General features: G+C 52.1%; 29 protein-coding genes and 1 tRNA gene. 14 read left to right on the forward strand and 16 right to left on the reverse strand.

Translation table 11 applies throughout. The features are described 5' to 3' along the window. Window positions 1-159: 159 nt before the first annotated feature. Together ACSPJT_RS10760 and ACSPJT_RS10765 are read right to left on the reverse strand one after the other, a co-directional pair. Entirely contained in the window at window positions 160-321 is a 162-nt protein-coding gene (locus tag ACSPJT_RS10760) for a DUF1328 domain-containing protein (RefSeq protein WP_435892553.1), read from the reverse strand. A gap of 57 nt (window positions 322-378) precedes the next feature. Beyond that, the gene (locus ACSPJT_RS10765) at window positions 379-768 is read right to left on the reverse strand and encodes a hypothetical protein (protein WP_435892554.1); all 390 of its coding nucleotides are present in this window, start codon (window positions 766-768) and stop codon (window positions 379-381) included. 492 nt (window positions 769-1260) lie between these two features. Between ACSPJT_RS10765 and ACSPJT_RS10770 the strand changes: the two genes are divergently transcribed. Then, on the forward strand, window positions 1261-1443 hold the full coding sequence (locus ACSPJT_RS10770; RefSeq protein ID WP_435892555.1) for a DUF3008 family protein: 183 nt from the start codon (window positions 1261-1263) through the stop codon (window positions 1441-1443). A gap of 64 nt (window positions 1444-1507) precedes the next feature. Here ACSPJT_RS10770 and ACSPJT_RS10775 read toward each other — a convergent pair whose 3' ends face one another. The 3 genes from ACSPJT_RS10775 to ACSPJT_RS10785 form a co-directional block, all read right to left on the reverse strand. Further along, a complete protein-coding gene (locus tag ACSPJT_RS10775) occupies window positions 1508-2392 on the reverse strand; it encodes an SDR family oxidoreductase (RefSeq protein ID WP_435892556.1) in 885 nt (294 codons plus the stop codon). A 97-nt stretch (window positions 2393-2489) separates the two neighbouring features. Continuing rightward, window positions 2490-2693, reverse strand: coding sequence for a CsbD family protein (locus ACSPJT_RS10780; protein ID WP_435892557.1), 204 nt, complete (start codon window positions 2691-2693; stop codon window positions 2490-2492). Window positions 2694-2771: 78 nt separating this feature from the next. Then, window positions 2772-3278 (reverse strand): ferritin-like domain-containing protein, encoded by a 507-nt coding sequence (locus ACSPJT_RS10785; RefSeq protein ID WP_435892558.1) that lies wholly within the window; start codon window positions 3276-3278, stop codon window positions 2772-2774. A 298-nt stretch (window positions 3279-3576) separates the two neighbouring features. On the opposite strand from ACSPJT_RS10785, the gene ACSPJT_RS10790 reads away from it, so the two are divergent. The 3 genes from ACSPJT_RS10790 to arsJ all read left to right on the forward strand — a co-directional run bounded on the left by ACSPJT_RS10790 (window position 3577) and on the right by arsJ (window position 6220). After that, complete coding sequence (locus ACSPJT_RS10790; RefSeq protein WP_435892559.1) at window positions 3577-3897, forward strand: ArsR/SmtB family transcription factor; 321 nt, start codon at window positions 3577-3579, stop codon at window positions 3895-3897. Between the two features lie 40 nt (window positions 3898-3937). Further along, window positions 3938-4933: an ArsJ-associated glyceraldehyde-3-phosphate dehydrogenase gene (locus ACSPJT_RS10795; protein WP_435892560.1), complete on the forward strand. Its 996-nt coding sequence runs from the start codon at window positions 3938-3940 to the stop codon at window positions 4931-4933. A gap of 96 nt (window positions 4934-5029) precedes the next feature. Then, the gene (gene arsJ, locus ACSPJT_RS10800) at window positions 5030-6220 is read left to right on the forward strand and encodes an organoarsenical effux MFS transporter ArsJ (protein WP_435892561.1); all 1191 of its coding nucleotides are present in this window, start codon (window positions 5030-5032) and stop codon (window positions 6218-6220) included. Window positions 6221-6278: 58 nt separating this feature from the next. On the opposite strand, the gene ACSPJT_RS10805 is transcribed toward arsJ, so the two are convergent. The 3 genes from ACSPJT_RS10805 to ACSPJT_RS10815 form a co-directional block, all read right to left on the reverse strand. Then, window positions 6279-7088: a PEP-CTERM sorting domain-containing protein gene (locus ACSPJT_RS10805; RefSeq protein ID WP_435892562.1), complete on the reverse strand. Its 810-nt coding sequence runs from the start codon at window positions 7086-7088 to the stop codon at window positions 6279-6281. Between the two features lie 457 nt (window positions 7089-7545). Next, window positions 7546-7619: transfer RNA gene (locus tag ACSPJT_RS10810), tRNA-Gly, on the reverse strand. An 82-nt stretch (window positions 7620-7701) separates the two neighbouring features. Beyond that, a complete protein-coding gene (locus tag ACSPJT_RS10815; RefSeq protein WP_435892563.1) occupies window positions 7702-8340 on the reverse strand; it encodes an RluA family pseudouridine synthase in 639 nt (212 codons plus the stop codon). A gap of 110 nt (window positions 8341-8450) precedes the next feature. Between ACSPJT_RS10815 and ACSPJT_RS10820 the strand changes: the two genes are divergently transcribed. The 4 genes from ACSPJT_RS10820 (at window position 8451) to ACSPJT_RS10835 (ending at window position 11372) form a co-directional block, all read left to right on the forward strand. Beyond that, the gene (locus tag ACSPJT_RS10820; RefSeq protein ID WP_435892564.1) at window positions 8451-8909 is read left to right on the forward strand and encodes a hypothetical protein; all 459 of its coding nucleotides are present in this window, start codon (window positions 8451-8453) and stop codon (window positions 8907-8909) included. Window positions 8910-8972: 63 nt separating this feature from the next. After that, window positions 8973-9554: a DUF4202 domain-containing protein gene (locus ACSPJT_RS10825; RefSeq protein WP_435892565.1), complete on the forward strand. Its 582-nt coding sequence runs from the start codon at window positions 8973-8975 to the stop codon at window positions 9552-9554. 69 nt (window positions 9555-9623) lie between these two features. Then, on the forward strand, window positions 9624-10820 hold the full coding sequence (locus tag ACSPJT_RS10830) for a nucleoside monophosphate kinase (RefSeq protein WP_435892566.1): 1197 nt from the start codon (window positions 9624-9626) through the stop codon (window positions 10818-10820). Window positions 10821-10856: 36 nt separating this feature from the next. Then, a complete protein-coding gene (locus ACSPJT_RS10835) occupies window positions 10857-11372 on the forward strand; it encodes a YHS domain-containing (seleno)protein (RefSeq protein ID WP_435892567.1) in 516 nt (171 codons plus the stop codon). Window positions 11373-11714: 342 nt separating this feature from the next. Here ACSPJT_RS10835 and ACSPJT_RS10840 read toward each other — a convergent pair whose 3' ends face one another. Further along, window positions 11715-12434 carry a DUF547 domain-containing protein gene (locus ACSPJT_RS10840; protein ID WP_435892568.1) on the reverse strand — a complete coding sequence of 240 codons (720 nt, stop codon included), beginning with the start codon at window positions 12432-12434 and terminating at the stop codon, window positions 11715-11717. A 133-nt stretch (window positions 12435-12567) separates the two neighbouring features. Here ACSPJT_RS10840 and ACSPJT_RS10845 point away from each other — a divergent pair, with 133 nt between their 5' ends. After that, on the forward strand, window positions 12568-13938 hold the full coding sequence (locus ACSPJT_RS10845) for a Gfo/Idh/MocA family protein (RefSeq protein WP_435892569.1): 1371 nt from the start codon (window positions 12568-12570) through the stop codon (window positions 13936-13938). Between the two features lie 6 nt (window positions 13939-13944). On the opposite strand, the gene ACSPJT_RS10850 is transcribed toward ACSPJT_RS10845, so the two are convergent. Both ACSPJT_RS10850 and ACSPJT_RS10855 read right to left on the reverse strand, forming a co-directional pair. Beyond that, window positions 13945-14862 carry a hypothetical protein gene (locus ACSPJT_RS10850; RefSeq protein ID WP_435892570.1) on the reverse strand — a complete coding sequence of 306 codons (918 nt, stop codon included), beginning with the start codon at window positions 14860-14862 and terminating at the stop codon, window positions 13945-13947. A 93-nt stretch (window positions 14863-14955) separates the two neighbouring features. Beyond that, entirely contained in the window at window positions 14956-15204 is a 249-nt protein-coding gene (locus ACSPJT_RS10855; protein WP_435892571.1) for a hypothetical protein, read from the reverse strand. Between the two features lie 95 nt (window positions 15205-15299). On the opposite strand from ACSPJT_RS10855, the gene ACSPJT_RS10860 reads away from it, so the two are divergent. Continuing rightward, window positions 15300-16679 carry a tellurite resistance TerB family protein gene (locus tag ACSPJT_RS10860; RefSeq protein ID WP_435892572.1) on the forward strand — a complete coding sequence of 460 codons (1380 nt, stop codon included), beginning with the start codon at window positions 15300-15302 and terminating at the stop codon, window positions 16677-16679. Here the strand turns inward: ACSPJT_RS10860 and ACSPJT_RS10865 are convergent. Together ACSPJT_RS10865 and ACSPJT_RS10870 are read right to left on the reverse strand one after the other, a co-directional pair. Beyond that, window positions 16676-17578, reverse strand: coding sequence for a sugar phosphate isomerase/epimerase family protein (locus ACSPJT_RS10865; protein WP_435892573.1), 903 nt, complete (start codon window positions 17576-17578; stop codon window positions 16676-16678). The genes ACSPJT_RS10860 and ACSPJT_RS10865 overlap by 4 nt on opposite strands. Before the next feature lie 19 nt (window positions 17579-17597). Next, window positions 17598-18392 carry a 3-keto-disaccharide hydrolase gene (locus ACSPJT_RS10870; protein WP_435892574.1) on the reverse strand — a complete coding sequence of 265 codons (795 nt, stop codon included), beginning with the start codon at window positions 18390-18392 and terminating at the stop codon, window positions 17598-17600. Window positions 18393-18518: 126 nt separating this feature from the next. Here ACSPJT_RS10870 and ACSPJT_RS10875 point away from each other — a divergent pair, with 126 nt between their 5' ends. From ACSPJT_RS10875 to ACSPJT_RS10890, 4 genes are read left to right on the forward strand one after another with little or no spacing between them, the layout of a single operon-like run. Further along, window positions 18519-19517, forward strand: coding sequence for a DUF5685 family protein (locus tag ACSPJT_RS10875; RefSeq protein WP_435892575.1), 999 nt, complete (start codon window positions 18519-18521; stop codon window positions 19515-19517). A 17-nt stretch (window positions 19518-19534) separates the two neighbouring features. After that, on the forward strand, window positions 19535-20146 hold the full coding sequence (locus ACSPJT_RS10880) for a methyltransferase domain-containing protein (protein WP_435892576.1): 612 nt from the start codon (window positions 19535-19537) through the stop codon (window positions 20144-20146). Window positions 20147-20206: 60 nt separating this feature from the next. Next, window positions 20207-21364, forward strand: a complete 1158-nt coding sequence (locus ACSPJT_RS10885; protein WP_435892577.1) for a TMEM43 family protein — start codon at window positions 20207-20209, stop codon at window positions 21362-21364. Beyond that, window positions 21361-21951: a CAP domain-containing protein gene (locus ACSPJT_RS10890; RefSeq protein WP_435892578.1), complete on the forward strand. Its 591-nt coding sequence runs from the start codon at window positions 21361-21363 to the stop codon at window positions 21949-21951. Before ACSPJT_RS10885 ends, ACSPJT_RS10890 begins: the two co-directional genes overlap by 4 nt. Before the next feature lies 1 nt (window position 21952). Here the strand turns inward: ACSPJT_RS10890 and ACSPJT_RS10895 are convergent, their stop codons facing one another. The 3 genes from ACSPJT_RS10895 to ACSPJT_RS10905 form a co-directional block, all read right to left on the reverse strand. Next, window positions 21953-22555, reverse strand: a complete 603-nt coding sequence (locus ACSPJT_RS10895; protein WP_435892579.1) for a methyltransferase domain-containing protein — start codon at window positions 22553-22555, stop codon at window positions 21953-21955. 122 nt (window positions 22556-22677) lie between these two features. Then, window positions 22678-23598, reverse strand: coding sequence for an SPFH domain-containing protein (locus ACSPJT_RS10900; protein ID WP_435892580.1), 921 nt, complete (start codon window positions 23596-23598; stop codon window positions 22678-22680). Between the two features lie 19 nt (window positions 23599-23617). Further along, window positions 23618-24061 carry an NfeD family protein gene (locus tag ACSPJT_RS10905; RefSeq protein ID WP_435892581.1) on the reverse strand — a complete coding sequence of 148 codons (444 nt, stop codon included), beginning with the start codon at window positions 24059-24061 and terminating at the stop codon, window positions 23618-23620. Window positions 24062-24087 lie beyond the last annotated feature (26 nt).

Consider the following 24087-nt stretch of genomic DNA (forward strand, 5'->3'; position numbering starts at 1 on the left):
TAAAAAGCGACTAACCGAGAAGGCCGCCGTCTTGCTGATAAATCAGCATGGCTAAAACTTCACGGTTAGTCGGAATCGATTGGAAAGTCGTATGACTATTTCCAAGAGTATTGGCTCACCAGAGAAAAATCATTAGAGAGCTTGTTAGTCAGACCTGTGTCAAGGGGCCTTACGACCCAAGACCATGGAAATAATCCATATGATCAGGAAGACAACAAATAGTATTTTGGCAATGCCAGCGGCGGTCCCCGCAATCCCGGAAAATCCGAGCACTGCGGCGATGATGGCGATGACAAGGAAAGTCAGGCTCCAGCTTAACATGGTTCTAGTTGGTTAGATATTATTGTTTGGTGCGGTTTTTAAAAAGGCATGCTCAGGTTACTGGTCGCCTTCTTCAATTGCTTCTTCGATTTCGCCCTGGGTTTCACGAGCTTTATCGCGAGCTGCATCGGCAGCTTCCTCAACCTTTTCACGAGCGTTCTCGGCAGCCTCTTCAGCTTTTTCCTTAGCCTCCCGAGCTTCTTCCTTGGCTTTCTCAGCTGCTTCATCGAGCTTATCGGAACTTTTATCGGCAGCTTCGTCCAGCTCTTTGCCCACTCTCTCGGCGGGTCCTTCTTTTTCACAACTTGTGATGAAGAGGGATCCTGCACCTAAACATGCAGCCCCCAGAAGTGCGGGGAACACAGATTTTTGGTGGATCATGGACAATCGGTCAGAAACAGATCTGGTCAGTTCGCTGGCGAGTTTTTTGATTTCAGTTGTTTTCATAGCATCTGCCATTATTGCAAAAATCGTTCCAATCTGTTTGGCACGCCTCATTTACGCGGCAGCCCTATAAATAGGGCATTTCAGCATGCTTTCGGCTATTTACTGAATCCCCCAACTCTCCGGAATTGGTGCAAAATGCACCTCTATCATATGCAAAAAACACCAACTGGGAGTTTGCGGACGCCTTGATTAATTTTCGGCATCGTTCCAAAAAACATGGCTGCCTGCCTAATAATTCCTCTCCGGCAGTACAATGGACTATCCTTCCCTATTTCGGATATAAGCTCACTCGAATCCGCCAGGCTAACAAATCGGATCTTCTCTCCTATACATTCAGGCTTCTGGGTCCTGAACCTAGCAGATAGAGCGCTTATCAATGAAGCAGTGAGTTATATCCACCAACTTTTGAAACCGCTTAATTGCACATCGATGATCAGCAGGTGAACCTGCAAGGGATCACGTGGCATGCTTTTTGTTGAGATATGAATCGTTATGAAAGCGAAATCAAAAAAACAACAACGGGCTGCCGGGGCTGCACTATCTGCAAAACGTGGTGAAACTGATCCGTCCGAACTGAAAGGAGCGTCCAAAGAGATGTTTGATAGAATGTCGGAACCAGAGCTCGAAGAATTGGCGTCCACCGAACACGACGATTTACCTGAAGAAGCAGATTAGCAGAGAGAGTAACGCCTCCCTGCTGCTATCTGCAGATGCCCTAACAAATTTTGGGTGGGATCGGTTACCCGTTAACGATCTCACCTCCGTTAGGGTGTATCACTTGACCTGTGATGTAGCTGGATTCGGCTCCGGCCAAAAACAAGTAGCATTCCGCGCATTCCCATGGATGGCCCGCGCGCTCCAAAGGCGTATCAGCACCGAATTCCGCCACTTGGTCCGGTGAGAACGTGGCGGGTATTAGTGGCGTCCAGATCGGCCCGGGTGCCACGGCGTTAACCCGGATCTTTTTCTGCGCCAGCCCGCCGGCCAATGAACGGGTGAAACTGACAATGGCGCCCTTCGTTGCCGAGTAGTCAAGGAGGTGCGGACTTCCTCGGTAAGCTGTTACCGAGGTGCTGTTGATGATCGCTCCCGAGCCAGATTTCTCGAGATGCAGCAGTGCGGCCTGGGTGAAATAAAACAACGGGTAAACATTGGTCTCAAAGGTTTTCTTCAACTGCTTTTCACTGATCTCACTGATAGAGTCCTGCGGATGTTGCTCGGCTGCGTTGTTGATCAGAACGTCGAGTCTTCCGAACTTTTCGACGGTGTCGTTCACTGCTTTTTCACAGTTCTTTTGTTTCGAAATGTCACACTTCAAATTCAGGCAAGTCCGCCCTTTTTCAGAAACTAGCTCGGCTGTTTTTTTGGCATCGGCATCTTCTTCAATATAAACAATGGCAACGTCGGCACCTTCTCTGGCGAACGCCACCGCGATGGCCCGCCCAATGCCGGAGTCTCCACCTGTGATGAGGGCTACTTTGCCTTTTAAGCGGTCGCTACCTTTCAAATCCGGATTTTCGTATTCCGGCAGTGGTTCCATTTCACTTTCGCGCCCTGGTTGGCGATCCTGATTTTGCGCAGGTCGCAGCTGCTTATCTGATTCTTTTTTGGATTTATTTGGCATGGAGTAACTTGGTTTAAGTTTTCATAAAAAAGCCTCCCCATTCTAACCGTTTGACCGGCCAAGACAGGGAGGCTGCTTTTACCGCATCCGTTGTTCGCTATTGCTTGTAGCCTCGAGCGAATTCGTCTGCTTGTTTCTCGGCTTCTTCTTTTGCGCAGCCGTAACGTTCCTGGATTTTACCGACCAGTTGGTCTTTTTTTCCGGATGCTACATCCAGATCATCGTCAGTGAGTTTACCCCACTTTTCTTTGACTTTGCCTTTGGCTTGTTTCCAGTTTCCTTCAATTTGGTCCCAGTTCATGGTGTTTCCTTTCGTCTATTGGTTTATTTCTTTTGATTGGCTGAGCGACGTAGCTCAACCGGAGATGTTGATGAGCAGTTAAGAGCTTACTTTTGCTTCCTCGTTTACTCCCGATGAGAAGAATCCACCGGTTGCAATTTTGGTGAGGCTTTCATTGGCGTTGCTCTCTTCCTCGAGGGTTTTATCGAGCAAATCCACGTCGTTGTCGTAGCCTAACTGATCAGCGTATTCTTTCGCCGTGCCGTAAGCGGCAATTTCGTAATGCTCGACACGTTGAGCTGAAGCGATGAGTCCGGCGTCAACAGCGTCGCCTGTCATTTCCAGCATGAGTTTGTCGCCTTCCTTGATTAACCCTTTAGTAGCGTCACACACGTCAGTGCCTCTGGGCTCGTTGTGAGCGGCTAGGATGTTATTGATGCGTTCGAGCTGGTCGCGGGTTTCTTCCAAGTGATGGTTGAATGCATCGCGCAGTTTATCACAATTGGCTTTCGCTGCTAATTTTGGCAGTGCTTCAAGAATTTGAGTTTCGGCACTGTGCAGATCTTTGATCTGATGAATGTAGAGTTGATGTAAGTTAGTTATCATAGTGATTCTTATATTGCAGGCAGTGGGCCATTTTTTATGGCCTCCATCACAACCCGACTAACAATATCTATTTGTGACAGTTACAACAATTACCGATAATCCATATCAAATTAAAGGGAGCTCATATTGGTGCAAAACGCATTTCTGCTCATAGATTTTTGCACCATCGATAGGAATCCCAGCTCATCACCCCTTAATCTTGTTTCAGCCCATAGAAGTCATGTTTAGATACTTGGTGACACAGGTGTCACATGAATTTGAATTGACCTCTGGTTAATATTTTTATATTTCCATAACCATGGAACTGAAAGAAGCAGCCAGCACGCTCTCCGCCCTAGCTCAGCCATCACGGCTGGAGGTATTTCGCCTGCTTGTGAAGTGTGGTGAAAAGGGCATCTGCGCCGGAGACATCTCCCAGCAGTTGGGTATCCCCAAGCCAACGCTCTCTTTTCATCTCAAAGAACTCACCCACGCTGGATTAGTCGACTCTGAACGCGACGGTCGCTCGATCATCTATCGCCTCAATGTCGGAGGCATGAAAGCGCTGATGCATTTCCTCACGGAAGACTGCTGCCAGGGAAAACCTGAAATCTGCTCACCAAACAGCGAGTGCTGTTAGAAATCTGACTATTTTACTACTCACAACCAACAACTGAACAATGAACATCGCAATCAATGGCTTCGGCCGCATGGGTCGGCTCGGTTTTCGTGCCGGCTGGGACAGCAAGGATTACCAAATCACTCGCATCAATGAACTTCACGGAGGACCGCAAACGGCGGCTCATTTGCTGGAGTTCGATACAGTGCACGGTCGCTGGGACCGAGATATCCAGTTTGGAAACGATCACATCAGCGTGGAAGGCACCCGCATTGAATACGGCAACGCAGCCACTCCGGCTGGCATGAACCTCGAAGGCATCGATATCGTCATCGATAGCACCGGGGTGCATAAATCTCCTGAGACGCTGCAACCCTACTTCGATGCCGGAGTGAAGAAAGTCATCGTTGCCGCACCGGTCAAACAAGGCGCGCTCAATGTCGTCATGGGCTGCAACGATCACCTCTATGATCCCACCGAGCACAACATCCTAACAGCCGCCTCCTGCACCACCAACTGCCTCGCTCCGGTAGTCAAAGTCATGCAGGAAAAGATCGGTATCAAACACGGCATGATCACCACCATGCATGATCTGACCAATACCCAGACCATTGTGGATGCTCCGCACAAGGACCTGCGCCGTGCCCGCTCATGCGTCAACTCTCTGATCCCCACCACCACGGGTTCCGCCACCGCCATCACCATGATTTACCCAGAGTTAAAAGGGAAGTTGGACGGAGTAGCCGTGCGTGTTCCGCTGCTGAACGCCTCTCTAACTGACTGTGTGTTCGAGATGGAAAAAGCCACCACCGTCGAGGAAGTCAACGCCCTACTCAAGGAGGCATCAGAGGGTGAACTCCAGGGCATTCTCGGCTACGAGGAAAAACCGCTGGTTTCCGCTGACTACACCAATGATCCGCGCTCAGGCATCGTCGACGCCCCAAGCACCATGGTCACCAACGGAACGCAGGTGAAGATCCTCGTCTGGTATGACAACGAAGTCGGCTACGCCACCCGCATGATGGAACTGACCGCTAAGGTAGCGAATTCTCTTTGACCGCGAAATACGCCAAATACGCGAAAATTTTCCTATCCTCTGAGTCCACAAGCTCTGCTCTTTCGCGTAATTCGCGTATTTAGCGGACATCAAACAATGAACACAAAAAGCTACGCCATCGTCACTGCCTCCTACTGGGGGTTTACCCTCACTGACGGAGCATTGCGCATGCTGGTGCTGTTGCACTTCCATGCGCTTGGTTACTCGCCTGTTAGTCTGGCATTTCTGTTTTTGCTCTACGAGTTCTGTGGAGTGCTGACAAACCTGTTAGGCGGCTGGCTTGGATCGCGGACGGGATTGAAATTCACCCTCTACGCCGGCCTGACACTTCAAGTTCTGGCATTGGTGATGCTTTCCCTGATGAACCCAGCCTGGGCCACCGCCCTCTCGGTGAGTTACGTAATGACATCACAGGCCCTCTCAGGCATTGCCAAGGATCTCACCAAGATGAGTTCGAAGAGTGCAGTGAAATTACTCGTCGCGGATCAGAGTGGGGCGTTGTTCAAGTGGGTGTCTATTTTAACCGGATCAAAAAACGCGCTGAAGGGTGTCGGCTTTCTGTTAGGGGGAGTTTTGCTGACATGGCTTGGCTTCCAAGGCGCACTGTGGGCGATGGCTGGAGGTCTTGCTTTAGTGCTATTGGCCTCGCTCATTTACCTGAAACAGGACATGGGCAAGACCAAGCAAAAGGTGAAATTCAACCAGCTGTTTTCCAAAAGCCGGGAGATCAACTGGCTGTCGGCAGCCCGACTGTTCCTCTTTGCTTCGCGCGACGTCTGGTTTGTGGTGGCCCTGCCTGTATTCCTCAAAGAAAGCCTCGGCTGGAGCTTTAACCAAGTCGGTTCCTTCATGGCCGCTTGGGTAATCGGTTACGGTTTCGTGCAGGCAGCGGCACCAAAGTTTGTCAGGAAAACAGATCCTAACCAAGCGGCGGTCACCTGGGCGGGAATTCTGGCCATCACCACGGCCGCTCTCGCGGTAGCCATCATGCTGGACTTCCACCCTGTTGCCTCACTTCTCAGCGGTTTGGCCCTGTTCGGTATCGTGTTTGCAGTCAATTCGGCGGTGCATTCCTATCTGATTCTGAACTTCACCAACGATGATGAAGTCGCGCTGAATGTCGGTTTTTACTACATGGGAAATGCGTGGGGTCGGTTGCTCGGAACCTTGCTTTCCGGTGTTATGTTCCTAGTCGGCGGCCTAACCGCTTGCTTATGGACCAGCGCTGCGATGGTCGTGCTAGCGACATTGCTAACGGTTCCCTTGCGAAAGGACTCTACTCCTTAGATCAAGAAGCCGTGATTCACACCACGGCTTCTTGAAATCGTGCACCGATCAACCGCTGTTAGCGATTGCGACGCATCAACAGGCAGCCTATTCCCATGAATGCCAAGATGGATGTGCTTGGCTCAGGCACGCCTGAGGTGGCATTGAAGTTATCAAACGCGAATCCGCGTGGAGGACCACCAGTTTGCTGAATACCCACGTATGCGACGCCCTGAGACAGACCGTCAAAGCTGAACGTCCAAGGTCTTCCGTCCAGAGTGTTCCCGGCGGATTCTCCAAGACCTGCCGGGCTGATCTGTGAAGCGATCACGTTTCCCAAACCATCGTAAGCGCGAACTGTGTATCGCTCTACATCCCCATTGCTGGAGTCGATATCCCAAAGCTCTCCGGACAAGCTAGTTGGCAAAACTCCCGTGTATGTAACAAGAAATTGCCCTGTTGTTATATTCTGATTGGTCTCGTTCCCCGTTTGCCCGGTTAGAGCAGATGAGTATCCTCTTTGGGTCCGGATAAACCATGCTCCACCCTGACCATCCGCGATGTTATTCCCATTGGTGTCGGTTCTATCAACGTCGGTTGAACCTAGACTGGTGTAGGCGAAAGTCCGATCCTGAGTATTGTTCTGATTGGGCTTCTGACGCTGTTCGAAGACCACAGCCGCAACATTCACTGACGTAGTAAATGGATTTCCCGTATCGGCGAGAAAGCCAAAGCTGGCCGTGGTCCCTCCGTCCTGATAAGTCGGTTGACCCCTCTGGTTATCTGTAGGTGTCCCGCCCCCAGGGAGCGATTCAAAAGTTATCACAGCTCCGTTTACTGGCAGACACCCTAAACCGGCGACTGCTATCATTGTTTGTATTGTTTTCATGTTGTAGTGTATTCGTTTTCATACACTCAAACAACAAGCAGCAATCAGGGGATCCATATATTAAGGGGTTGCTTAGCACTCAATCAACACATTTCTAAAAGGAAATTGTAGTTGTGTTTGAATTTAAAATTACGAGCACAGGCGATGTCAGCTTGGGTCCAACGGCCCTTACACCCTGACTTTGGTAACGACTTATGAGGCAGGATTGACATTAAAAAATACCCTCGAAGGATGTTAGATGGAGCGGGTAGCGAGAATGCCTTCGCCCACTTAGGCTGTGCTGAATTGTAAAAATCCTACTCCGGATTTTTAACCGAAGGATACATCGTGATACACGATGACTGTGCGCTCGAACTCGTGCCTCCGGAGGAGTTCTCATCTCGCTACCCTGAGAATTGATAGCGGTTTTCGTATCGAGATCCGGACACAAAAAAAAACACCCTCAGAGGGTGTTGAATGGAGCGGGTAGCGAGAATCGAACTCGCATGATCAGCTTGGAAGGCTGGAGCTTTACCATTAAGCTATACCCGCTTTGTTTGTGGATCCAGAGCGATTTTCTCCGGCACGGGCGTTAGTTAAAACACCAACAGCCGATTGACAACCTAAAATCGCGTCAAAACGCCGGCTCAGAGACAAAAGTCATGCGTTGTCCTGTGACTGGATGGCTAAAAGTTAGTTCACATGCATGGAGTTTCATCTGCCCGGGGCCAGTGCCGTTGCCGTAGAAGGGGTCACCGACGATGGGAATACCGAGCCCTTTTTCGTGCGCCGCATGTAGCCGCAGCTGATGGGTGCGTCCAGTGACAGGAGTAAACGAAATCCTCGTCAGTCCGTTTTCGATCCCGATCTTTTCCCAATGAGTGGTGCCCATCTTGCCATGCACTTCATCGTAAATCTGGATTGGGCGGTTATCGACATCCAGCCTGAACGGAAGCTCGATGGTTCCGCTATCAGCTTCTAACACACCTTCCAGTAGAGCTACATATCGTTTTTCAGTCTCACGTTCATGGAACTGTCTCGAGAGCTCACGATGAGCCTCTGCCGTCAATGCCACCACCATCAAACCGGAGGTATCCATGTCCAACCTGTGTGCTGCAGGTTGCTCAATACAGTCTGGAAACATCTGACGTACACGGTGTGCCACGCTGTCGATTTTTTCCGGCCCCCTGCCTGGCACGGAAAGCATCCCCGCCTCCTTGTTCACCACCACAAAGCAGTCATCGGTGTGAAGAATTTCAAGTAGAGGAGTCATGGTCTGAACCGGGATCACTGGACGCATGCAGTCATACTGTCAAGACTCTGCATCCTCAATACAAACTGCTGACTTGAAGACACACCAAATCTGTGTGAAGTTAGGAAACTATGAAAGAAGATCTCATTCACCTTTGCGAAGACCTCGAAAATAATTTCGACCAGAAGCTCACCAACTACGATGAACGACTGGAGAGATTGGAAAAGGAAATGTCCGAGCGTGTCCAGCACCTGCAAGGTAAGTATCCCGACGATCAGGATGTCGCCGAGCTTGGCCAGCTGACCATCGGTCTGCGTCGCACCCAGCGACTTCTCAGAGGTAAACTGGAAGCGATCCGTGACGATGGAGGAGACCTCCTGTCCGAGCTGGAAGCTGAGCTCAAGGAGCGCATGCCCGGCATCCGCAAGAGCATCGAGAAAAGTGACACCTACGAGCAAGCGGTGTTAGAAATCCAGCGCGAGTCCCACAGTGGCTCCAAGAAACTGGGCGACTTCTTCCGTGGCCTGCTGATGTGGCGTGAAACACCCGAGGAGCACATCGCTGCTAAAAACTCGGACAACGACCGCTAAATACAGTCGCAATCGATCAAAATGGTCATTGCTTGATTGCCAATCGTTCCTCAGGATTGCGGTATGAATGACCAGCTTGAGCGCGCCTTCGATTTATTTGATCAAAGCAATGCAGAGGACCCCAATCACATCGTGGTGGATGGGGAGAATCGGCCCAAGGAACTGGTCTTCGCAGAGCGACTGACCAAGGCCGTTCTGGAGCTTGACCCGGACGCCAGCGAACCGCTTCAGCTCGCTTCCCGCTGCCAGCACATTCGTCGCTGGGAGGTGCCGCGTGACACCCAGCCCATGGGTCGCGCTGGATATTTGAAATGGCGTGAGGGCCTGAAGAAATTCCACGCAGAAACCTCAGCCAAGATTCTGCGTGAGGTCGGCTATCCGGAAGATACCATCGCACGTGTGCAGGAACTCAATCAGAAAAAGAACCTAAAATCTGATCCCGACTGCCAAACGCTCGAAGACGCGCTTTGCCTTGTCTTTCTCCAATATCAATTTGATGACCTCATCGCCGATACCGAAGCCGACAAGATGGTCAACATTGTGCAAAAGACCTGGGCGAAGATGAGCGACCGCGGACATCAGGCTGCCCAAGAACTGCAGTATTCAGAGGCCGCGACTGAAGTGCTCACCAAAGCACTGGCCTAAGGCAGCATGTCACATCTCTGAGATGTAATAACCTCGACTAGATCCCCTCTTTTCTCTAACCACAAGCCCGTGAGCACGCCTGATTCCACCCACAAAAAGAGCCCTGACCTGGAAGTCAAAGACGCCCAGCTGATCTTTAACTCCGTCTGGGACGGATTAGAGGCTGAACGCGGCCGTGAAAACATGCGCTTTCCCAAGGAGATTATCCTGCTGGGTGGTGCGCCCGGCTCCGGTAAGGGAACGAACACGGCTTACATTTGCAAAGTACGCGACATCACAGCCCCTCCCATCGTGGTCAGCTCCCTGCTCGATACTCCTGCCATGGAAGCGCTGAAAGCGGGAGGAAACATGGTGGGCGACCGCGAAGTCGTCGATATTCTCTTCCGCGGAATGCTTGATCCCATTTACCGCGAGGGCGTTGTGTTAGACGGCTTCCCACGGACGACCGTGCAGGTGGAGTGTATTAAAATGCTCTACGATAAAATGGTCAGCCTGCGCCGTGCCTACCAGGACACACCGCTCAAGGTTCATTTCAAGCAGCCGATTTACCACATCATGGTGCTCTTCGTGGACGAGGCAGAAAGTATCGCCCGTCAGCTCAAACGCGGACGTGAAGTCATCGCCCACAACGAAGAAGTCAAACGCACCGGCACCGGTGAACTTTTGGAAGAGCGCCCCACCGATACCAATGAAGACCTGGCGCGCAACCGCTACCGCACGTTCAAGGAGAAAACCTACGATGCCTTGGTCTCGCTGAAACAGATCTTCCATTACCACTTCATCAACGCCCAGCTGCCACTCGAAGAGGTGCAGCAGAAAATTCTCAAGGAGCTGGAGTATCAAAGCTCACTGGAGCTTGATCCCCGCACCTACGATGTGCTGCGCAACCTTCCGGAGGCCGCTCAGATCGTCAAACACGCGCGACGTGACCTGGTTTATCGCATCGATCGCTACCGCCTCGAGCACCCGAATCTGTTCGATGAAGTAGTCACCTTCATTGAGGAAAAAATCATCCCGATTGTAAAACCACACGCCATCTCAGGCATGGCCCACATTAACTCTGAGGACGATTTACTCGAAGACCCGCTGGCGCTTGCCATGCTGATTGATGTCTTCTCCGAGCGTGGATTCTTCGCCTCCGTGGACATTCACCGGGTAGAGGTTCCTGATCATTTTGATGTTGAGACGGGTCATATTTCCTGCCGTGAGAAGCGCGTGTTCCGCATCGCCATCCGCTTCAAGGGCTCTGAAATCCGGCGCGGTTAGATGGAATAATCCAGTCGGTCAGGACTCCCACCTGACATGAGATCAAAGTATGTTTCACCCATAGCCGCCGCTCTGCTGGCCACGGTTTCGCTCGCCTGCACCAAATCTGCCAGCGGCACCAAGGTGACGGTGGAAAAATCACTGGTCAATACCTCCGGCGTCACTCAGATCGCGATCAATGGCTTTGATCCGGTTGCCTTTTTCACTGAAGGAAAAGCGGTTCATGGAGAACCTGAAATTACCTCCACCCACGAAGGTGCGGTCTACATGTTCGCCTCCCACGAGCATAAAGAGAGCTTTAACAAAGAACCGGGAAAATACCTGCCTCAGTATGGCGGTTTCTCCGCCCTGGCAGCTTCCTACGGCTCACTGTTGCCCGTCGATATCAGCACGTGGAAAGTCCGCGACGGCAAACTCTACCTCGATTTAAACCCCGAGTATGCCGATGATTTCCATGCTGACTTCGCCAGCAATGTCGAAAAAGCCGACGCCCAATGGCCGAAGCTGATCGAGAAAAACAAAGAGCTGAATGCCGCCAACGTGAGTGAGTAATTTGGACTGCGGCGACAGGGACTAGCGGCGGGGTCAATCCCCAGGAGCCTGATCGTCTAGAGCATCAAGTTCCGGAGGAACGACAGAGGTTCGGCGCATCAAGCTTCTATCGTTCCTCCGGAACTTGATCATACGGTGAACGTATTCTCCTGGGGTTTCACCCCGCGCTAGTCTCTTTCGCACCTCCGGCGCTGGTGTCTGCGCTCCGAACCCCAGCTACTGTCTACTTACCACTGACCACCAACCACCAAAAAAAGTAACCCCCGGATTCGCCTTGGCGCATGAAAACACTGTGACGAACCCGGAGGACAACAACCGCACAATAACATGTGCTAACCCGCTTTATCGGGCTTCGTTCAACGACCAGTCATAGTCTTGATAACTAATCTTGCCGCTGATCTTTTCACGGCGGTATTTGTTGATGTAGTCATCAACATCGCCGAAATCTTCTTTATACCAGTCAAAGATACTCGAGAGCATCACTTTGTCGCCTGAAACTTTCACACCTCTTGGCGAATTGATAAAATCTTTGGTCAACTTGTCTAGTGACCGACCCAGAGTGTTGCCGTGGAATGCTTTATTCAGCAAGGGCGGACAGGATTCGCTGGCACAGTTGAGTGCGAAATGAATGCGCGGCTCTTTGAATTTTTTCCTGATGATGTCGTTCTCCAGATGGGAAAAACTCATCTCACGGCCGGAGACTTTAATATCGTAGCGTTTGAAAAAGAAGGTCTTCACATCCTTGATGCTTTTCATCGGATAGTTATCGATGACTGCCCGCAGTATCCACGCATTGTAGGCGTTCAGGTGGAAGGCTAGCTTGGCATTGTAGTCGCCGGCGGGAGCGTATTTGGCAATGGCATCCGTCACGCCATGAAGCTTTTGCACATCTGCCGCGTTTGCTTTCCATTCCTTGTATTTCACACCTTGTGGAGTGACGTATTTGCGTAGCAGGCCATCATAATCACTGTACCAATCAGCCATGGCAAGTGTGCTTGAGACAGCGGTAAAAAGAGCGATCAACATCGATCGTTTCAAAAGTTTTGGGGGTAGCAGCTTCATGATATGTATGAGTCGCACAGTCGTGCTTTATTCCGTATTTCTCAACCGATGTTTTTGATCGGCCATCACATGGATTTTTTTGGGGCTTGCAAAAAAACATCACCCGCTTCGTATGACTGGAATGCAGAATTCCATGACAGCTTCGGGCTACAGCCGCCGTTCGTTTATTCAACTAAGCTCCGCTGCCTCGTTGGCGGCGCTTGGTGCTGGCTCGGTGCAGGCGCAAGACAGCAAAAAACTGCGCGTAGTTTTCATCGGTGTGGGTAATCGCGGGCAGGCGAATGTTCACAGCGTGTTGTCTCATCCCGATGCCGAGGCTTTCGCTTTTTGCGATGTCAATGTGGCGGCGATACAGCAGTGGAAAAAGAAATACCCGAAGGCTCGCTTCGAGCTCGATTACCGGAAAATTTTCACCGAGCACGCTGATCAGTTTGACGCCGTGGTCATCAGCACGCCCGACCACATGCACGGGCCGATTATCATGCAGGCGATGGCGATGGATAAACACGTCTACGCCGAGAAGCCGCTGCTGCACCAGTTGGACGAACTCCGGATGCTGCGCAAAGCGATCGCTGCCAAACCTCATCTCGTGACACAGATGGGTAACCAGCGCTCCTGCTCACCGCTGAAAATGCAATTTGTGGAACTCCTCCGCACTGGCGCACTTGGAGCGATCAAGGACTCATGGGTCTGGTCGAAACCGATGAGTGCCAGCCGCTATTTCCTCCCTCCTAATCTGGACGAATATCCAGACTCTTCCGCCAAGGAACCCTCCAATGGTGCCTGGGATCAATGGCTCGGGTGTTCAAAGCAAGACGTCGATTTCAACCCTGAGCTGTTCAACAAAAAATGGCGTGCATGCTGGGAGTTTGGCAGTGGAATGATGGGCGACTGGACACCGCACCTCGTCGATGCCGTGGTCTATGGCATGGGATTAACAACAGGCCCTAAGAAAGCGGTCACCCTGAGTAAGAGCAAACCGCACAAAGTCACCTTCGGCCAGAATTTCCACAGCAAGCTGACCTTCGCTGGTATCGAAGCCAGTGGCGGGAAAGAGTTCACCGTTCATGTCACTGATGGCGAGAAACCAAAGTCGAGCGACTATCAATTTCCAGACAATATCAAATTTGGCGAGCACCAGACGATGATCGATACTGAGGCCGGCACGCTGATCAGTTCTGCTGATGGCCGCGGATGGAATATCTATAAGGACGGCAAAAGTGTGAAGAACTCACTGACGATGCCGAAGACGACCAAGCACCATCATTGGCACGACTGGGTCTCTAACTGCTTGGGCGCGAAGAAGCATTTGTGGTCGCCGTTCCAAACGGGCTGCCTGATCACCGAGCTCTCACTGTTACCGGCGAAGCTCACTGCGTTTCCGAATATAGAGATGGGCTGGGATAGTAAAACTTGCCGCTTCATCAATCACGATGCGGCCAATGCCACGGTGGTCAGTCGGGAGTATCGTGAAGGCTTTGAGATTCCGAAGGAGTTCGTTTAAAGTCGGTTACTCTTTCGCGCCGAGTTTTTGCTTCATCTCCTTGGGGTAACCATACTTCCATCGATGAGGCAGGATGTTGAGATCGTTCGGGTTCCGTGGGTCCAGTTCCAGCACGCTACCGACGGTGGTGATGTGAACCTTGCCACGCGTTTCGTTTGGCTTGAGCTCACGTTTGTTATCTTGGCCTAAGCTTACCCAAGTTAAGCTGGTGAATTTTTTCTTATCCTCGTCCCAGACAGCCTTGCCTAACAATTTCCCTCGGTAGGCGGATTTATTCCATTTTGAATCGGAGTCGAAATGAAAATCACCCGCATACCGGAGATCCACCAGGCTTCCTTTTTTACCGACAACTTTAACATCCAACTTAGCGGTCTTGATCGATTCCTCAGGCCACGGCGGGCAACCTAACATGAGGTGACAATCATAGACCAGGTGATTGAGTGCTCGGCCTTCGATGGCTCTGGTTTCACCGACTTCAAGTTTCTCGGGCAGTAGCGTTCGAGTCGTTTCCGGAGTCATCCACAGTCGGTCGATTTTGTAATAGTCCGGATGCCGTTGGTCGAAATATTCCATGTCCGCAAAGTCGTAGCTGCGAGTCGTGCTGCGGATTTTCAACCACTCCGGAGCAGGGGAAAGGTGATGGCTGACCGGCATGGATCGGTCTGACTCCTTCATGGCTGTCGTAGCCAGCCGCTCGCTTTTTGGCATGCTACGAAATTCCGCCAGCGCCTGCTTCATGTTCTCCAGCGCTTTCACAGGATCCAGCTTTGGCCAGCCGACGTTGCATTGTTTCAGATACTTCCCACCCGGACTTACGACGTAGATCCCTTGGTGAATCCCATGCGGTGCTCCTGTTAGCCCTTGTTTAAGAAACTGATACTCGCCCTTGGCTTTGGCTGCATCAGGAAGGTTTTTGTAATCCACGTCACTGGCGGCGACACAGACAAAATTCTCCCTGGCGAACTTGGCTACCTCGGCATTGTTGAAGACTAACTGTCTCGTTTTGACGCCATTCTGTCAGCAGTTCGCGCGTGGATCTCCGAAGTAGAGCCAGAGCAGCAATGGTTTGTCCTGCTTCTGTGCCTCTTGATGACCTGCCAACACAGTGTCTAACCACGTCACCGTTTGATAGATCTCGTCGGCCGGTTTCAGTCGAACATAGTTCGCCACTTCATCAAAATTCTTCCACGTCAGTTCCGTGGGCGCTTGGGCGGAAACGACGACGGCTAGTGTGATGCTGAGCACGGCCTGAGAAATGAAACTCATAACTGGGAACGGTAGACCAGATGATTGGGCTGTCGAATCAAAAGGTTCGTTGAATGACCTTGTCACCGCGTTGCTAAACCCATATCACATTCACCATGGGAGTTGAAATCGAACTATCGGGTGCCGGATTTGATAAAAACAAATGGCGTAGGGAGCTGGGGAATTTCATGTTCGTGGAAAACGAATGGAAAATGTCTCCACTCACCTTGATGACATTGGACATGGAGGACCCGGACTTGATTCTGTTCGATGACGAGGAAGATCGCGCTCCCACTGAGGACGCCTCTGTCTGGGTTCACCCTGCCGGTGGCATCCGAGGTGTGACGGTGAAAAACCATGACCAAGGCATCGTGCTAAGCATGCCCACCGGAACCGGAAAACGGGATTGGGAACTCGCCACAGCCATGGCTGAAGCTGGCGTAGAATGTGGCGCTCAAGTTCAGGTAGATCACCAAGCGGTGCCAGCGGGCAAACTCGACTTTTCCCAGGCTGAACAAGAGCTGTGGAGTATGTTCGTTACCGGCTTTTCAAAAACCGCGGAAGAGTCCGATAACGGCGTGATCACTCTGCCGGTGCTCTATGGATTTTTGCATATCGACCTCTCCAAAGACGACCTGCAAGCTCCCGACTTGCACGATCAATTGGTCGAAAAGATGAAACGCTACACCGAAGCTCACTGGGCGAGCAATATGGTCATGGAGAAACCGGATGGCCAGCAACTGACCATCAACATCGCCGGAGGAGTGCCCACCATCATCAGCATGGAGGCGGATGGCATCGTACTACTCGATCAGCCGGAATCCCCATCAGCTGATACCCAGCCACTGTTCAACGGTGAGCCCATTGCACCTGAGAAATTCATCGAGGTGATGAGCGACCACGTTGAGATGTTAGGGCCGCATTGTTATGTTCCACTTTTCAAATACTCCGAACATCCGGAGATCATGAAAGCGCTCGATCCCAGCGCGCCAAAAGTCACGTCGTCCGGAATGCCTATGCCGACGGCTGTGAGCGGACAGAGCAGTTCCGCTGGAATCAACCAACCGCCTCCCCTTAAGAAATCTCTGGCAAAAGGACCCATACTTGTCTTCCTGTTGATCGCCGCTGCGGATGGTGACGTCGACGAGAAGGAAATCCGCACATTCCAAACCATGCTCGCAGTTAGTGAGCTCGGGCGAACCCCACTGATTAAGACAATGCTCACTGAGGCACGTGATAATTTTCAGAGCTTATTCGTGGACATGTTCAGCGAGGGCAAAGCACCTACATTACAGATGGTGGAGTTCCTGCAGGTGCTCGATGGATATCCAGAGGCTGAAAGCAAACCTGTGCGACAGGCGCTGTATGCCATTGGTTACGAAATCGCGAATGCCTCCGGTGGCTTTCTCGGGTTCGGCTCCAAGATCAGCAAGGAGGAAAAAGCCGCGCTCGAAGGACTGCGCACCATGCTTGGACTTGGAACCGACGAGATTTAAGCACCTAACACGTGCTTTTTCATGTTGGCGAGGATTTCCGCACAGCGGGCTTCATCGCCGCCCTTCACCTCGGCGGTGGCCCAGCCGTTGTAGTTGATCTCGACGAGTGCTTTTCTAACATCGGCCCAATCAACATCGCCTTCACCGATCTTGCAGAAGCCGTTTTTCTTACCCCAGTCTTTCACATCGAGTTTAACGATGCGTTTGCCAAGGGAACGAATCCAGTCGGCAGGTTTTCCAAACTTCTGATGGTTGCCGATATCGAAATAAGAACCCACCCAAGGCGAGTTGACTTCATCGATGTATTTCACTAACAGCTCGGCGGTTTGATTTTCTCCTCCCTTCGGGTCATAGAACATATTGTTCCAGACGTTCTCGATCAGAATGTGGATCCCGAGTTGTGATGCCAGCGGCAAGGCCTTGCGAAGTTCTGCAATTGATCGATCCCACGCCTCCTGATGACTCACTTTGCCCTTCGCCACACCAGGCACGATCAGAACGGATGTTCCGCCAACTTGATGCGACTCACGGATAGCTGTTAGCAAACCTTGAAGGCCCTTCTCACGCACTTCGGCGGAGGGGTCTGAGAGAGTGGTTTTCCAATGGATGGAATCGACCACACCGTGAATGGGTAAGCCGGTTTTCTTGGCGGCGGCGATGGCCTCCTTTTTGTTCTGGCCGCCTGGCGAATCGAGCTCGATGCCATCGTAGCCGAGTTTTTTCAGAACAGAGAACTTTTCCTCCAGTGTTTTACCGGCTTTGCACATGCCGCCCTTCATCGAGAGCAGAATATTAGCTGGCTGTGCGGATTCGGCTGCTGCTGGCTGTGCCGAAGCACGACCTATCAGAGCTCCTCCAGCGGCGAGTGACGAAGTGGCGAGAAAAGCTCTGCGGTCCATATCAAAAGTTCTGAGAGAGCTACTTCTTGATCACCTTGACCTCGATCTTACGGAACTCGGTAGGGTGACTTTCTGCCTGAATGGAGATGGTGCCTTTTTCTAACAATGTTCCATCATTGAGCTGAGGCATCTTGTATTCCATCACGGTTTTGCCGCCGACTTTGTGGCGGATGACTTCGCTGCCACGGACTTCGAGCTCAACGGTGACCCATTGGTCGCCGTGGAAAGTGGGGCCGTTAGGCGTATTGATGCAGTGGCGCTTGTCCAGCTTGCCTTGATAAAAGACGTGAGTGCCAGGGGTGCAGAGATTGAGCGTAGGGCGTTTTTCTTTACCTCCGGGTTTACCTCCCAGCAGCTGCACCTCGATCGAGTTAGGAAAATCCTGATCTTTCTTCATGCTGGCTGCTGTCTGGCCGTGAATCATCAGTCCGTTGTTACGGAAAGCCCAGCCGGGTCCGCCTTTCACTTGATCGCCAACGAAGCGGTATTCGCAGCGGAGAATATAGTGGGAAAACTCGGATTTGTAGAAGAGATGCCCGAAGTTTGCGTTCCACTTCTCATACTGGTCGTAGGAAACCTTGAGTAATCCGTTTTCAACGCGGAAGGTATTCTTGTAATTCACACCAAGATCCTCGCCCTTGAACTTGGGCGTCCAGCCGGTGAGGTCTTTGCCATTGAAGAGCTGAACCCATTCGCCGGAGTCGGCTTTCTTGGTTTCATCAGTTTTAGCGGCATCGCCTTCTTGGGCATTACAGGAAACAAGCATCATCGCTCCGGAGAGCAGGCTGAGTGTGAATTGTGAAATAGGTTTCATGGTATGATTCATCGCCCCTATTACGGTCGGTGGCCAGACATTTTTATCAGCCATTTCGATTGTTGCGCGTCATTTTTCTAGCGCTTTTTCATTTTCACATGTGGCCAGAGCGACACAATGCCTCTGATGTTCGGTTTTCTTTATGCACCCGCTCCCAGCTGTGGCAGTTCTGCCAAATCTCTCTACCAGAGTATTTTCTGCGGGCTTTCCTGCCAACTTAGCGCCGATTACAGCCCTGCGGCGAGGTTTCTGGTGAACCGCGACTCTACTTTTCTCGCGCTCGCCGGCTCTGCTCTGGCAGACATTGATACCCCGATGCTGGAGCGCACGTGCTGCAATCCTCTGGCAAAAAGAAAACCCGTCTCCTGTCACGCTCCATCACTCAGCTACGCGGCGGCGGTGACCGTGAGCGGTCTGGCGGCGAAACTGGACGACAACACTCAGGACGAACGTGGCTGGCGGAAACAACTGCCTCGGCTGGCAAGTTCAACGCTTGCTCCGGCACGTGACAAGGCGATCGGGGTTCTGAACTCAGCCCAATTTCCAACCATGGAGCTGATCGACCATCTCGGACAACAAGAATCCATCGAGCAAGGAAAGGCCGGCTTCATGGCCGCCAGCGAGCCGACCGCGCAAGCATACGGTCGGATTTTTTCCCACCTCGCAGAGATCCATCTACGCCCGTTGGCCAAACTCCCGCTGTTCAGGCTGGGGAGTTCGCTTGGGAGGCTTATTTATTGGAAAGATGCTCTTGATGACTGGCAGGACGATCAGCGCCGAGGGCGATTCAACCCGCTCAACCACCAGTCGCCTGATGAGCTCCCTGACCTAGTTAGGGCAGAGTTTGATCAGTTACAGACGGCGACCGCTGAGATTCCGTGGCGCCGGCATAGCGGGTTGATCGGGTCTGTGATTGGACACACGGTGCACCACCATCAGGAAATGCTCGGTGGGCCAGGAATTGGCGGGGGTAAGAAGAAAAAGAAGGATCATTCCTGGTTGGATTGTTGGGGCTGCGATTGCTGTTGCTGTGACTGTGGCAGCTGCTCGACCGGGGCAGATGCTTCGGGCGGATGTTGCAGCGGTTGTGATTGCTGTCCTTGCGATTGTTGCTCCTGCAGTTAAGGTGGCTTTTCTGTCTCATGTCTGCGCCTTTTTCCAATACCTGCACCAACGCCGATTTGGCTCGCCTCAATGCATTTCTCAAGGAAAGCATCAGCAAGGCTGGCATCGTGCTGCCGGAGGGAAAACACACCCAGCTGCTCAATCTGGCTTGTGGGCGGGCTGATGAGTCGGCCGTGTTGGCCGATGTCTTTGGAAAAGACGGCATCAACCTCACTGGGCTCGATATCCGCGACCGTGAAATCGGCGAAGCTCGGGAGCGATGGAAAAAGTTCCTGCCCAAGCACGCCGAAGCTGAGTTCCTCGTTCAGGATTGTTCGAAACTCGGCGATCTCTCAGCACTGCCGGATAATTTCAATGTCGCCTTCATGCGCCATCAGAATTTTTGGAATGGTGACACCACCTGGAGTAAGATCTATGATGAAGCTCTGCACCGCCTCGATGAAGAAGGGCTGTTAGTCATCACTTCCTACTTTGATCGTGAACACCAGCTGGCTCTTGATGCCATTCAGGGGCTTGGGGCAGAGCTTGTGCTAACCGAACGAAATTCCCAATCTCGTGCCCTGCATGATGTTCCCGCAGGGGTGCAAAAATCGGTCGATCGACACGTCGCCATCTTCCGAAAACGCTGACCCATTCGTTAACATTTTCTGATTGTCGTCTCTGGCGGAGTTTTGCTAGACTACGCGATCATGTCTGAGAACAGTTTTACGGAAACCACTTCCACTGGTTGGTTCAGCAGGATCGGTAACTCGATCAAGGGCATTATAGTTGGCCTGATTATGGTCGTGATCGCCTTCCCTGTGCTATTCTGGAACGAAGGCCGCGCTGTCAAAACACGGAAAGATCTGACTCAAGGCACCAAGGACTTCGTGCATGTGGCCTCTGACAAAGTCGACACTGCCAATGAAGGCAAACTCATTCACCTAACAGGCACTGCCAACAGCACTGACGAAATCACTGATGAAACACTTAACGTAAAGTCAAAGGCGTTAGTCATGAAACGCACCGTTGAGATGTATCAGTGGAAGGAGTCCGCAGATACCAAGACCAAGAAAAAGCTTGGGGGGAGTGAGGAAAAAACAACCACCTACACATACGACAAAGTCTGGGCGGAGGGCCGGATCGATTCCGGCACTTTCAAGAAATCCAGCGAGTATTCAAATCCATCTCTACCCATCCAGTCGGCATCGTGGACGGCATCGCCTATCTTCGTAGGAGCCTTCACCCTCTCCCCTGAGCTCGTGAAGAAGCTTCAGAAATTTGCCCCCATGGAGATCGATGAAACAACGGAACTCCCAAAGAAAATCGACGAACGTAAGGTGAACCTTGAAAACGGCATGGTCTATCTCGCCAAGAAACCGACTGATCCAAAACTTGGCGATGTCCGTATTTCCTATCAGGTCGTGCTGCCCACCGCAGTCAGCATTGTTTCCCAGCAGAAGGGGCAAAGCTTTGAGGCTCACACCGGCAAATCGGGAACCACCATCAACATGCTACAAGTCGGAGAATTCACTGGGGAGCAGATGTTCGAACAAGCTCAGGCGAGTAATAAGACCATGACCTGGATCCTGCGCGTTGTAGGATTCGTGTTAATGTTCCTCGGCTTCAGTCTGATGTTCAAACCGCTCTCCGTGGTTGCAGATGTATTACCCATTGCCGGCACCATTGTTGGGGTGGGCACAGGCATCGTCTCTTTCCTTCTGGCGGCTCCGCTCAGCCTCATTACCATCTCTATCGCGTGGATTTTCTATCGTCCGCTGATCGGCATTCCTATGTTGCTCCTCGCCGGTGTTGGTATTTTCTTCCTGATCAAAAAGGTGGCCGCTTACAAGAAATCGAAAGCATGATTGGCTCCAGTTTACCAGGCGGCCTGTGCCGCGTGCAGCGTCTGGTGCTGGCTTCCGTGCTTTGCTCCCTCCTGGCCTCGTGTGGTAGTGCCAAAAAAAGTAACTCAAAGTATGTGATTACCGTGCCGCAAGGTTACTCCACGGGCCCACGCAGTGCAGAGCAGGACATCAGCATCTTACATCAGCTGATGAACCAGACACGGCGGGCCAAAGGACGCAGTCTCTTGGTCATCGATCCCCGACTGATGAGGGCCGCTCAGGAGCATTCGGAGGCGATGAATCGTCACAATGAACTGACCCACCAAACCCGAGGCGAGAGGGATTTCCAAAAGCGCCTGATGAAACAAGGTTACCCACAGTCCTGGTGTGCTGAAAACATCGCCCAGGCTCCTAATGCCGAACTGACACATCGGCTCTGGACAGAAAGCCCGGGGCATCTGAAGAATTTGTTAGGAAAGAAATACACCCGGGTAGGTATCGGTCGGTCGGGGCAATATTGGACGGCAAACTATGCAGCAGAAGCCGGTGGCGTCACCGCTGACGGATCGATCCCAGCACCGGCGGTCTCCACGTCCTACAGACCGTAATTCAGGCCTTGCGCTGCCACGCCATCAGCCATTCGCAGCCTACACGGCTTGGAAATGTCGCGTCCGGTTCTTTTTCCCAGAGTAGATCGAACTTGTCACTGAAGAGACTGCGCACTTCCTCGGCACTGGTTTCAAATGGCGGCCCCTCACCGGGAGGCATCTCGGTATTCGTGAAAAAAACACCTACCAACAGGCCGTTTTCCTCCAGTAAATTCGACACCGCCTCGACATAGGCAGGGCGCTGTTCGGGCAAGATCGCACAGTAGCAAGTATGCTCCCAGATCGCTCCGTAACGTTTTTGTTTCGGCAGCTCCAGATCAAAGAGGTTCGCCTGAATGAACTCAAGCCCCTCTGCATCCTGATGAGCCAGTCGAGCCCCCTTCACGGCTGAATCTGCGATGTCCATGCCAGTGGCCGAGTAACCGGCATCGGCTATCGCCCGGGCGTCATGGCCGAATCCGCAACCCGGCACCAGCACCTCGGCTCCAGTGGGGATGAGCTGCTTGGCAAATATTTCCAGCAAGGCAGGGGTATAGGTTCCTTTGTCCCAAGGAGTGTCTCCTTCGACATATCGTTGATTCCAGTCTGGCCCGATTGTTTCCATGCGCAGATTCAAAGGCAGACGACAAACTCGCGCCATGATAAAAATGAACGACGGGGCATGAACACACACACACACCCCGTCGTTGGAGGGCCAGTGCGAACACTGACCAAATTAGTAACGGCCTAGCTGGCCAGTTTTGTCTGATTTAATACCTTTCCTAAAGAAGCCACCGTTCCACCGATGTCAGCCAAGTTATTGGGGATGATCATGGTATTGGCTTCCTTGGCAAGATTACCGAATTCCTTCACATACTGCTCGGCAATGCGCAGGTTCACGGCGTCGGCACCACCTGGCTCGTTGATGGCCATGGCGATCTGGCGCAAGCCCTCGGAGGTAGCGGTGGCCAGCAGGGTGATTTCCTGGGCCTTACCCTCCGCCTCGTTGATCTGGCGAAGTTTCTGGGCCTCGGATTCCTTGATGACCTGCTGCTTGTGACCTTCGGCGACGTTGATGGCAGCCTCGCGTTCACCTTCTGAGAGGGCGATCTGGGAGCGGCGTTCACGCTCGGCTCGCATTTGCTTTTCAAGGGCGTCTTGCACCGATTTAGGAGGTGTGATGTTGGCAATTTCGTAACGCGTGATTTTCAGGCCCCAGGGATCGGATGCCCGGTCAAGGGCGTCGATGATGTTGGCGTTGATGGTATCGCGCTCCTCGAAGGTTTTATCGAGTTCAAGTTTACCAATTTCCGAACGCAGAGTGGTCTGAGCCAGCTGAGCCGAAGCAAAGTGGTAGTTCTCAATGCCGTAACTGGCCTTTTTGGCATCCAGCACCTGCATGTAGAGCACACCATCGATCTCGATCGCAATGTTGTCCTTGGTAATGCACATCTGCGGCGGCACATCAATGGCGACCTCCTTGAGCGAGTGCTTGTAGGCGACCCGATCGATGAAAGGCAGAAGGATGTGGAAACCAGCACTGAGTGTGCGGCTGTATTTTCCCAGACGTTCGATGACAAATGCCTGGCGCTGCGGCACGATACGCGCCGTCTTGATGAGGGTGACTACGACGAGAATGACGAGTCCGATTGATACGATGTATTCCATAGTTTTAGTAGGTTGTTGATTAGTTGTTAGGTTTGACGATAAGCAGCAGGCCATCGCGACCGGTCACGATCGCATGACTGCCTGGCTCCAGGGATGTGTCACAGCGCGCACGCCATTCCGCCCCCTTGAGCTCTACTTTTCCAGTGTCCTCCCCGCCACCAATGGCGTGAACGACCCGGACTTTCTTACCGACAAATTCTTCTTCGACATCTCCTCCGTTCGTACTGCCTCCTACGAACCACGAGGTCACGTAGCGGCGCAGCACAAAGAGAAGGAGCAGCGAGGAAATGGCAAAGGTGCCACACTGCGCCGGCACGGAGTCGATCCAGCCGATCCACATTCCCGCCGCTACAATCCAGGCACCAACACCGAAAAAGACGATGACCACGCCTGGTGCGGTAAATTCCAGCAGGATCAAAATAAGTCCTGCTATGAACCATAATGTTTTAGTGTCTAATTCCATAAAGTGAGTTTTCTATGGCCGGATCA

The organism is Oceaniferula spumae, assembly GCF_042849255.1.
In the GTDB taxonomy this organism is placed as follows: domain Bacteria; phylum Verrucomicrobiota; class Verrucomicrobiia; order Verrucomicrobiales; family Akkermansiaceae; genus Oceaniferula; species Oceaniferula spumae.